General features: G+C 67.3%; 7 protein-coding genes. 2 read left to right on the top strand and 5 right to left on the bottom strand.

Translation table 11 applies throughout. The features are described 5' to 3' along the window. Nucleotides 1-276: 276 nt before the first annotated feature. Nucleotides 277-1797, bottom strand: a complete 1521-nt coding sequence (gene glpD, locus HZ321_RS19205; protein WP_181704012.1) for a glycerol-3-phosphate dehydrogenase — start codon at nucleotides 1795-1797, stop codon at nucleotides 277-279. A 309-nt stretch (nucleotides 1798-2106) separates the two neighbouring features. Between glpD and HZ321_RS19200 the strand changes: the two genes are divergently transcribed. Further along, entirely contained in the window at nucleotides 2107-2502 is a 396-nt protein-coding gene (locus HZ321_RS19200; RefSeq protein WP_181704011.1) for a hypothetical protein, read from the top strand. 70 nt (nucleotides 2503-2572) lie between these two features. On the opposite strand, the gene HZ321_RS19195 is transcribed toward HZ321_RS19200, so the two are convergent. Next, nucleotides 2573-3763 carry an OpgC family protein gene (locus tag HZ321_RS19195; RefSeq protein ID WP_181704010.1) on the bottom strand — a complete coding sequence of 397 codons (1191 nt, stop codon included), beginning with the start codon at nucleotides 3761-3763 and terminating at the stop codon, nucleotides 2573-2575. Nucleotides 3764-3990: 227 nt separating this feature from the next. On the opposite strand from HZ321_RS19195, the gene HZ321_RS19190 reads away from it, so the two are divergent. Beyond that, nucleotides 3991-4242 carry a hypothetical protein gene (locus tag HZ321_RS19190; protein ID WP_181704009.1) on the top strand — a complete coding sequence of 84 codons (252 nt, stop codon included), beginning with the start codon at nucleotides 3991-3993 and terminating at the stop codon, nucleotides 4240-4242. Nucleotides 4243-4362: 120 nt separating this feature from the next. On the opposite strand, the gene HZ321_RS19185 is transcribed toward HZ321_RS19190, so the two are convergent. The 3 genes from HZ321_RS19185 to HZ321_RS19175 all read right to left on the bottom strand — a co-directional run bounded on the left by HZ321_RS19185 (nucleotide 4363) and on the right by HZ321_RS19175 (nucleotide 9972). Beyond that, entirely contained in the window at nucleotides 4363-7935 is a 3573-nt protein-coding gene (locus HZ321_RS19185) for an efflux RND transporter permease subunit (protein WP_181704008.1), read from the bottom strand. Beyond that, nucleotides 7932-9125 (bottom strand): efflux RND transporter periplasmic adaptor subunit, encoded by a 1194-nt coding sequence (locus tag HZ321_RS19180; protein ID WP_181704007.1) that lies wholly within the window; start codon nucleotides 9123-9125, stop codon nucleotides 7932-7934. The genes HZ321_RS19185 and HZ321_RS19180 overlap by 4 nt, the downstream gene beginning before the upstream one ends. Before the next feature lie 181 nt (nucleotides 9126-9306). Continuing rightward, entirely contained in the window at nucleotides 9307-9972 is a 666-nt protein-coding gene (locus HZ321_RS19175) for a TetR/AcrR family transcriptional regulator (RefSeq protein WP_244636036.1), read from the bottom strand. Between the last annotated feature and the right edge of the window lie 106 nt (nucleotides 9973-10078).

Genomic DNA, 10078 nt, shown 5'->3' with positions numbered 1-10078 from the left:
CATCGACACGTTCGCGAGATGGGTCTCCGCTCCGACCTTCTTGGTGACGTCGATCAGTTCCAGCATCGTCTCTCCCTCGGGCCATCCCGGGCTCCCTCCTCTCGGGAAACCGGGCGCCGGGTCTTGGTCTCGTTCGCGCCGGAGAAAAGTCCGGCGATTCATATATCAAGATAATTGAATCGATTAGGGCGCAGAACGGGCTGTGCCTGGGTCGATCCCGGTTCCTTCGATCATCCTGGTGCGTCCGCCGTCCTCCCGGCCGGCGAAAGCGGTGTTCTAGCGGACGGACGCGGCCTGGGTGGACCGTGGCTGCCCCTTCATGAAGTCGTCCAAGGCCGACGCCTCGGCGGGCGCCAGGCGGAGGCCGAGCTTGGAGCGGCGCCAGAGGATGTCCTCGGCGCTGACGGCCCATTCGCGGTCGACGAGGTAGCGGATTTCCGCCTCCGTCAGGCCGGCACCGAAGTCGCGGCCGAGGTCGGCGTCTGTCCGCGCGTCGCCCAGAAGGTCGCGGGCCCGGGTGCCATAAGCGCGGGCAAGGCGCCGGACGAGAGCGGGCGTGACCTGAGGATGCGCCTGCTGGAGTAAGGACACCAGCGCGTCGAAGCCTTCCACCGGGAAATCGCCGCCGGGTAGGGTGGCACCCGAGGTCCAGGGGCGGTTGCGGCGGCCGATCGCCTCCTCGACCTTTTCCAGAACGCTTTCGGCAAGCCGGCGGTAGGTGGTGATCTTGCCGCCGAAGACGTTGACGAGGCGCGGCGCGGCGGCCTCGCCGTCGACCTTCAGCACGTAGTCGCGGGTGGCTTCCTGCGCCTTGGATGCACCGTCGTCGAACAACGGGCGCACGCCGGAGTAGGTCCAGACGATGTCGGCGCGGGTGACAGGCTCGGCGAAATACTCGCTGGCGGCGGCGAGGAGGTAGTCGGTCTCCTCGTCGGAGATGCGGACGGCGGCGGGGTCGCCGGTCCAGTCGCGGTCGGTGGTGCCGATCAGCGTGAACTCGCCCTCGTAGGGGATGGCGAAGATGATGCGGCCGTCCGGGTTCTGGAAGATGTAGGCGCGATCGTGCCGGAACATCTGGCGGACGACGATGTGCGAGCCCTGGACGAGGCGTACGTTGTGGGCGTCGTTGCGGCCGAGGGGGCCGCGCAGGACCTCGTCGACCCAAGGGCCGGCGGCATTGACGACGATGCGGGCGGTGACCTCGCGCCGGGCGCCGGACTGGCGGTCCTCCAGCGTAGCGACCCAGTGGCCGTCGGCCCGGCGGAGCGCCGCGACCCGGGTGCGGGTGAGCACGGTGGCGCCGCGGTCGGCTGCATCTCGGGCATTGAGGACGACGAGGCGGGTGTCCTCCACCCAGCAGTCGGAATACTCGAAGCCCTTGCTAAAGCCGCCCTTGAGCGGCTTGCCGGTGACGTCGGTGGTGAGATCGAGCGTGCGGGTGGGCGGCAGGCGCTTGCGGCCGCCGAGGTGGTCGTAGAGGAAGAGGCCGAGGCGCAGCAGCCAGGCGGGCCTGAGGCCCTTGGAATGGGGCAGCACGAAGCGGAGCGGGCGGATGATGTGCGGGGCCATCGCCCACAGCACCTCGCGCTCCTGCAGCGCCTCGCGGACGAGACGGAACTCGTAGTGCTCCAGGTAGCGCAGGCCGCCGTGGATCAGCTTGGTGGACCAGGAGGAGGTGCCGGAGGCCAGATCGTTCATCTCGGCGAGCAGCACCGAGTAGCCGCGACCGACGGCGTCGCGGGCAATGCCGCAGCCGTTGATCCCTCCGCCGATGACGAGAACGTCCACGTCGGCCATGGCCGCGTGCTCCTCCCTTGCAGTGCAGCATTTTGTTTTCGATCAGCTGCTTGAAGGGGAGATTATGCGAAAGGAAACGAACGTCAAGCGAAAGTTCGAGCGAAAGGCCTTACGCGGGGAGAACCCCGACGGGACCCAAGCAACGTCCACAAGTCGGATCCGGCAATACGATCTGAAGCTGATCGACGTTGCAGACAGCTCTACACTGCGTCCAGCTCCGATCAAAATTTCCGATTGCGCAAGGCCCTGCAAGATATACGGTTGCGTAGAATCTTAATTTGGAGCTGGAGAGCATTGAGCAGGGCGCGGTTGAATCAGTTCAGCGCAGTTGTAGCGGCTGGTTTCGCTTTACAGCTGATCTTTGCAGCCTGCTGGCTGCTGCTCATCAACGCCAATCCTGCAGTTTGGACGAAATGGTTGCTCCTGGGAGCCTTTGCTGCCGCATCCGGTACGACGTTGTATAAAGTTGGTGGCGATGACGATGCGGGGATGGCCGCGTGTGTCAGCGGCGCCCTTGCTTTCATCGGATCGACAGTCGTCTTGGCTTTGGGTTTTCTCGCGTACCCTGGCCTGGCGAAGGACGTTGTTGCTTTCTCATTCGGTCACTTGGTTCATGCGGCGAAACTTTTTGGATTGATGTTCGCTGGATACCTGATCGTTGCGTGCAGCACGAGGTTGGCCGTCCACTTGGCACGATGTCTCTGATCGTCGAGACGGTTCGGCGAGGGGTTAGCTTTTGCCGATCCCCTCACCTTGTTCTCGCACGCGCGACCGCTCACGCCGTTGTGGCGGCCCCGGCCTTGAGGCGGGCGGCGCGGGCTTCGCGGTACCAGGCGGGGACGGCGAGGGAGGCGACGGCGAGGAGCGCGATGGCGGTCTTGGTCGCCTCGTTGAAGGGGCCGTAGTGGAAGTCGACGGCCTTGAGGAGGTAGATGACGACCACGTGCCAGACGTAGACGTGCAGGGAGTGCCGTCCGATCAGGCGCAGGAAGGGCAGCTGGAAGAGGCTGTGGAGAGCCTCGCCGACGCGGCGGAGCGCAGGGCTTTCCGAGCGGATGCCGGCCATCATCGTCCAGGCGAGGAGGTAGGCGACGGCGGCGAAGTTCAGGGCGTAGAGGATGGAGAACTCGCCGCGGTTGTCGAGCGCGGGGAAACGCTGGCCCATCGCCTCGGGGAAGACCTCGAAGGTGCGGGAAAGGCGGAGCGCCAGGAAGAAGAGGGTGAGGATCAAGGCGGTCCACGCCAGGGTGGTGCGGTTCGGGTCCATGATCTTCGCCCAGTCGATGCGGCGGGCGCTGGTCAGTGCGCCGAGGACGAGGCCGCTCATGAAGACGACCTGCCAGGCGAAGACGTTGAAGTGGGCGCGGAGGGCCAGCGCCGGGTCGACCTGCTTCATGGCGGCGTCGACGGCGTTGGCGAGCGGCAGGTGCGCGCCGAACTGGACGGCGAGCCAGAGCACGAGCGAGCCGATGGCCACCGCCTGCCAGCGGCCGTTGACGCACATCCAGACAAGCGGCGGCGCCACCATCATGTAGACGATGTACTGGGGCAGGATGTCCATGAAGGTGGGCTGGTAAAGGAGCAGCGCGGCAGCGGCGGCGAAGTGGAGGTCGTTCTCGGCGAGTTGCCAGAGATAGGGCTCCCAGATGGTGCGCGCGTCCTTGACGAGGGCGACGAGCGCCATCACCGCGATGAGGCAGAAGAGCGCCCACATGTAGAGTTCGCGGGCGCGATTGCGGATCTTTGCTGCACCTGCGTCGTAGCCGCGCTTCTTCATCTGCCCGGCGTAGACCATGCCGACCAGAAGGCCGGACATGAACACGAATCCCTGGGCGTCCTGGACGAAGCCGAGCTCGCCGTGATTGATCTTCACCAGGAGGTAGCCTCCGGCGAAGCTCAGGTGATTGAGCACCATAAAGACGAGGAAATAGCCTCTGAGGCCGTCGAGAGCTTCCAGGCGACGCATCGCTTCTCACCTCACAAACGCCGCCCGCCCGTCCTCATGAACCCTTCTTTCACCACTCGGTTCCATAGCCACGGCAAAGCCTAGCAATGGTCATTTTGTCGTCGCGATCTGCATGCTATTTCAGCACGCCGATCGGAACCCCGGGCAATTTCCGGCGTTTGTGATCGGTATGCGTTTTGCAGCGCACATCCGTCCTTCCAGATCGAACCGACTGACACGAGGATCTTATGATCGACGTCGTACGGGATGAGGTCGTACCCGCGACCATCCGGGCCGCCATGGTGGCCGCCCTGTTTCTGGTGCTTTGGATCGTGCTGGTGATCGGCGGCAGCCTGATCACCCTGGTCGCCTACGCGGCCATCAAAGCGCCCGTCCTTCTCTGGCTCTACGAGCACATGGCGCTGGCGGCGCTTGCACCGATCACGGCCTACGGGGTGTTCCGGCTGGTGGAGTTCAGCACCCGACCGCGCACGGCCTGACAGGGACGCGGCTTGGGCGCCCATCGGGGAGCGACCGGCCGGTCCGCAACCAACGCACATGAAAAGACCGCCCTCGGGCGGTCTTTTTTCGTTCGGTTTCGGGAGATGACCCGTCGGCGGCTACTCGGCCGCCTGGGGAAGGTCCGGACGCTCGGCTTCGGGCGGGCGGCGGAGCGCGAGGGGGGTGACGTTGGCCGGGGCTGGTCCAGGGACCGGGGCCTCGGCTGCCGGCATGGACTGGGCGTGGGCGTGCGTTGGCAGCGCCGCTGCCGCGGGCACCTCGTCCATTGCCTCGCGCGGGTTTGGGTTGAGCAGCCAGCGGAAGACGACCGCGATGCCGTGCGAGATGCTGTCCATGATCGAGTAGACGGACGGGATGTAGACCAGCGACAGCACGGTGGAGACGATGAGGCCGCCGATCACCGCGATGGCCATCGGCGCGCGGAACTCGCCGCCCTCGCCGTGGGCCATGGCGGCGGGGAGCATGCCGGCGGCCATGGCGATGGTGGTCATCACGATCGGTCGGGCCCGCTTGCGGCCGGCGTCGATGATCGCCTCCTCGCGCGGGACGCCGTGCTTCTCGCGCTCGACGGCGAAGTCGACCAGCATGATCGCGTTCTTGGTGACGATGCCCATCAGCATGAGGATGCCGATGACGACGGGCATGGAGACCGCGTTGTTGGTCAAGAGCAGCGCCAGCACCACGCCGCCGACGGAAAGCGGCAGCGAGGCGAGGATGGTGAGCGGCTGGAACACGTTGTTGAAGAGGACGATCAGCACCACGAAGACCATCAGGATGCCGGAGCCCATGGCTGCGGCGAAGCCGGAGAAGACCTCGGCCTGGATCTCGGCGTCGCCGGTTTCCTGGACGCGGATGCCGGCCGGCAGGTTCTTTATCGTCGGCAGGCTCATGATCATTTCCTGACCCTCGCCGGTGGTGTAGCCGGGGGCCATGTCGGTGCCGACCTTGACGAGGCGCTCGCGGTCGTAGCGCTCGATGGTGGACGGGCCATAACCGAAGCCGATGTCGGCGACGGCGGACAGCGGGACGGAGCTGCCGGACCCGGTGGGCACGCGCAAGGCCGCCAGGGTGGCGAGTTCGCCGCGGGCGCCTTCCTTGAGCTCGACGCGGATCGGGATCTGCCGGTCGCCGACGGTAAACTTGGCGAGCGCGGCGTCGGCGTCGCCCATGGTGGCGACGCGGATGGTGGAGGAGATGCCCGCCGGAGAGATGCCAACGTCGGCGGCCTCGTCGGACTTCGGCGTGATCCGGATCTCCGGGCGCGGGAAGGACGACATGGCGGACGGGCCGGAGAACATCGCCTCGCGGCGCATCTCCGCCTCCAGCTGGGTGGCGGTGCGGCTCAGCGCCTCGCCGTCGCGGCCGAGCAGGGCGATGGCGGTCTCGCGTTCGCCGCGGTCGTTGACGAAGTAGCTGCGGATGTCCGGGACCGTGTTGAGCAGGTCCTGGACGACCATCTGGACGTCCTTCTGCTTGCGGATGCGCTCGGTCTTGGGAACGAGGGTGATGATGACCGCTGCGCGGCGTTTCTCCAGCGTGCCGGTGGGCGAGGTGCCGCCCATGACGAAGACGCCCTTGACCTCCGGAACCTCCTTGCGAAGCAGCGCGGCGATGGCGTCGGTGGTGTCGCGCGTGTCGTCGAGAGTGGCGCCGGGCGGCAGTTCGACCGAGGCGACGATGCGGGATTCGTCGCCCGGCGGGATGAAGCCGGTGGGCAGGAACTTGGTGGACCAGAGCGAGACCGCGAAGAGCGCGATGCCGACCACCAGCGTGACCCAGCGCATGCCGAAGGGAACGCGCAGGCGGCGGCCGTCGTGGCGGCGGAACGGAGTCGGGATCCGGAAGGTGTGCAGCGTGCCCTTCAGGAAGCCGGTGTAGCCGCGCATGATGAAGCCGTCGTGCTCCTCCTCCGGGTGGGGACGGGCGAGCCAGGCAGAGATGAGGGCGAGGCCGACGATGCCGGCGAAGAGCGCCACGCCGACCGTCTGCCAGCCATAGGCCTCCAGCCGGGCGATCGTGCCGGCGAAGCCTTCCAGCGAGCCGCCCGGAGCAAGGAGCGCCTTGTCGTCGGCGACGACGATCGCGGCGACGAAGGCGACGGTGGCGAGCGGCGCCATGATGGCGATGCGTTTGGCGACCGAACGCCCGAAGCCACGGTAGACCGGGCGGCCGTCGGTGCCGTCGCCGAGATAGGGCCGGCGCATCAGGAAGGCCGCCATCATCGGCGTGATCAGGCGGGCGACGAGCAGCGAGAAGAAGACCGCGACCGCAACGGTGAGGCCGAACTGCTTGAAATACTGGCCGGCGACGCCGCCCATGAAGGAGACGGGGGCGAAGATCGCGATGATGGTGACGGAGATGGCGATCACGGCGAGGCCGATCTCGTCGGCCGCTTCCATCGCCGCCCGGTAAGGCGACTTGCCCATGCGGATGTGGCGGACGATGTTCTCGATCTCGACGATGGCGTCGTCGACGAGAATGCCGGTGACGAGCGTGATGCCGAGCAGGCTGACGAGATTGAGCGAGAAGCCCATCATGCTCATCGCCCAGAAGGTGGGGATGGCGGAGAGGGGCAAGGCGACGGCGGCGATGATGGTAGCGCGCCAGTCGCGCAGGAAGAGCAGCACCACGAGCACGGCGAGAATGGCGCCTTCGATCAGCGTGCCCATGGCGCTTTCGAAGTTGCCGTAGGTGTAGTTCACGCTGTCGTCGATGCGCTCGAAGGCGACGTCTGGGAAGTCCTTGGCGAGCTGGTCGACGCGGGCGCCGACGACGCGCGAGACGTCCGCATCCGAGGCGCCCTTGGCGCGGTAGACGGAGAAGGCGACGATCGGCTTGCCGTCCAGGCGGGCGAACGAGCGGGGATCCTCCCAGCGGTCGACGACCTCGCCGAGTTCGGAGAGGCGCACCTCGCGCCCGCCGGAGATGACGATGCGGCGGTCGGCAAGATCCGCGAGCGTGGTGGCGCCTGCGAGCGTGCGGATCGCCTGCTCCTGGCCGCCGACTTCGCCCTTGCCGCCGGACAGGTCGACGTTGGTGGCGCGGAGCTGTGCGTTGACGTCGGCGGCGGTGACGCCGAGCGCCATCAGCCTGTCCGGGTCGAGCTTGACCTGGATCTCGCGCCTGACGCCGCCCATGCGCTCGACGCGGCCGACGCCCTTGAGGGCCTGCAACTGGCGGATGACGGTGTCGTCGATGAACCAGGAGAGCTCCTCCGGCGTCATCGCAGGGGCCGCGGCGGCGTAGGTGAAGATCGACTGGCCTTCGACGTCGATGCGCTGGACGACCGGCTCCTCCACGGAGCCCGGGAGGTCGCCGCGGATCTTGGCGATGGCGTCCTTGACGTCGTTGAGGGCGCGGTCGGTGTTGATCTCCAGGCGGAACTCGATGGCGGTGGTGCTGGCGCCGTCGGTGATGGTGGAGATGACGTGCTTAACCCCGGCGATGCCGGCGACGGCATCCTCGACGGGCTTTGTGACCTGGGTCTCCAGTTCGGAGGGGGCCGAGCCGGAATCGGTGATCGTGACCGCGATGACGGGAACGTCGATGTTTGGGAACCGCGTGATCGGCAGGTTCATGAACGAAACCCAGCCGAACAGGCAGAGCACGACGAAGAGCAGGACGGGCGGGACCGGGTTGCGGATCGCCCAGGCGGAAAAGTTCCAGTTCATCCCTTCGCCCCATCGTTGACCGCCGCGACGGGCGTCACCGCATCACCGTCGCGCAGGAAGGATCCCGCGCGCGCCACCACCTGCTCGCCTTCGGCAAGACCCTCGACCAGTTCGACGTAGCCGTCGGCCGTGATGCCGGTCTTGACCGGGCGGCTCGCCACCTTGCCGTCGCGGACAACGAGTACCGAGCTTTCGCCACCTTCCGTGGCGACCGCGGAGACCGGGACGGCGATGCCGGTGGTCTCGGCCGTGACCACCTCGCCGCGCGCGAAGGCGCCGGTGCGGACTGCCAGATTTCCCGGAAGTGCGATGTGGACCTTGCCCAGGCGTGTCGCGGCATCGATTTCGGGCGAGACGAGGCGCACCTTGCCGGCGATGGGCGCCGCCGCGCCGGCGAGGGTGACGGAAACGGACTGGCCGGGCATGAGCCGGGCCAGGACAACCTCAGTCACCTCGGCGGCAAGTTCGAACTCGCCGTCGCGGGCGATCTCGAAAAGCGGACCGCCGGCCGCAGAGGCGATTGCGCCGACGCGGGCCGACCGGCTGAGGACGAGGCCCGCGGCGGGCGCCCTGATGGCGGCCTTGGAGAGCCGCAGCTCAATCTCGCGGCGCTGCGCCTCGATCAGGGCCTTGTCGGCCTCCGCAAGAGCGAGACCCTGCCGGGCGCTGGCGAGGCGAGCCGCGGCGGTGGCAGCGGCGGACGTCCGCTGTTCAAGGACATCCTGGCTGGTGACACCGCGGCGGGTGAGCTCCTCGGCGCGGACCAGGGCGGCAGCGGCTTCCTTCTCGGTGGCCTCGGCCTCGGTGATCTGCGTCAGCGCCTGGGCGATGGCAGCCTCGGACCGGGCACGCTGCGAGTCGTTCTGGGCGAGCTGGATCTCGATCGTATCGGTGGCGAGGCGGGCGACCACGTCGCCGGCGGCAACCGTGTCGCCCTCGTCGACGAGCAGTTCGGCGATCCGGTAGCCCTCTAGGTCGACGCTGACGAAGACCCGCTCACGCGGGACGATGCTGCCGGTGACGACCAGCTGCTCGGACAAAGAGCGGACGGCGGCGGCGATGACGGTGACGGATGGGGTCTTGCCGGCAAGGGCGGCCGAGGGCGTCTCGGCGGCTTCCTGGCCGACAGCGGGGCCGGCGACCGGAAGCGCGACGAGCGCGAGGGCGAGGACAAGGGCGGAGCGGACCATCGGGCTTTCTCTGGGCAGTCACGAGCCGGTTCGCGGCTCGGATCTTCTACGGAATGCAACCGCCATCAGACCTGATGTGCGGCCAGACAAATGCTTAGAACCAGCATGCAACCGGGCACTTCTATACGCGGGCATCGCCTAATCCCGGCAGCAATGCACGCGGGATCGGCGGAGCGGTCCGTCAATCGGGGGGCGCGCCGGCGCGCGGCAGCAACAGGCCCTCGATCACGCGGGTCAGGTAGGGGGCGATGCCATCGACGGTCACCGCAGGATCGAGCTGCAGGCGCAGCATCAAACCGTCGGCGACCGAGAAGAGGACATGCAAGACCGTGTCCACATCCACGGTGGGGTCGATCTCGCCGGTGTGCTGACCTTCGCGGAGGGCGGTGAGGAAGGTGTCGCGGACGCCGCACTCGATGTCGTGGAACTGGCGGCCGAGGTCATGATTGCGGATCGACTCGACGCAGATCTCGACCATCAGGGAGCCGAAGCCGCGGGCCTCGACGTCCTTAAGGTAGGCGATGGCGACACGAACAAGGCGCTCGACAAGCGGGCCTTCGGTCTTGAACACCTCCAGCGTATGGCTGGCACGTTCGCGCTCGTCGCCGGCGATGGCGGCGATGATCGCCTCCTTGGAGGGAAAATAGCGGTAGAGCGCACCGGGGCTCATCCGCGCCTCGCGGCAGATCTGGTGCATGGAGGCGCCGTGGAAGCCCCAGCGGGAGAAGCAGATCCGCGCAGCGTCGAGTATCTGCGTGCGGCGCAGGTCTTCCCGCGTTTCCCGGCCGTCGACCAGGGCATCCGGCTTCAAGGCAGCATCCATGGCGGCAGGGCCGATCACGATCATCACCCCCGAGGATCGGGAGCGAACGTTCGTTCTCACTTAGGCGAGGCCGTGAGCGGAGTCAACAGGCTCCGCTGCCCTGCAGCATGCAGCCACCGCGGCCGCTCCT

The sequence above is a fragment of the Chthonobacter albigriseus genome (assembly GCF_013839445.1).
Lineage (GTDB): Bacteria > Pseudomonadota > Alphaproteobacteria > Rhizobiales > Pleomorphomonadaceae > Chthonobacter > Chthonobacter albigriseus.
The sequence above is the reverse complement of the archived record's forward strand: the minus strand, read 5'-3'. Positions and strand labels throughout refer to the sequence as shown.

Excerpts from the sequence above, each read along its gene's own strand:
- HZ321_RS19195 (WP_181704010.1), bottom strand. The coding sequence starts at position 3,763 with ATGCGTCGCCTGGAAGCTCTCGACGGCCTCAGAGGCTATTTCCTCGTC.
- HZ321_RS19175 (WP_244636036.1), bottom strand. The coding sequence starts at position 9,972 with ATGATCGTGATCGGCCCTGCCGCCATGGATGCTGCCTTGAAGCCGGAT.
- glpD (WP_181704012.1), bottom strand. The coding sequence starts at position 1,797 with ATGGCCGACGTGGACGTTCTCGTCATCGGCGGAGGGATCAACGGCTGC.
- HZ321_RS19180 (WP_181704007.1), bottom strand. The coding sequence starts at position 9,125 with ATGGTCCGCTCCGCCCTTGTCCTCGCCCTCGCGCTCGTCGCGCTTCCG.
- HZ321_RS19185 (WP_181704008.1), bottom strand. The coding sequence starts at position 7,935 with ATGAACTGGAACTTTTCCGCCTGGGCGATCCGCAACCCGGTCCCGCCC.
- HZ321_RS19190 (WP_181704009.1), top strand. The coding sequence starts at position 3,991 with ATGATCGACGTCGTACGGGATGAGGTCGTACCCGCGACCATCCGGGCC.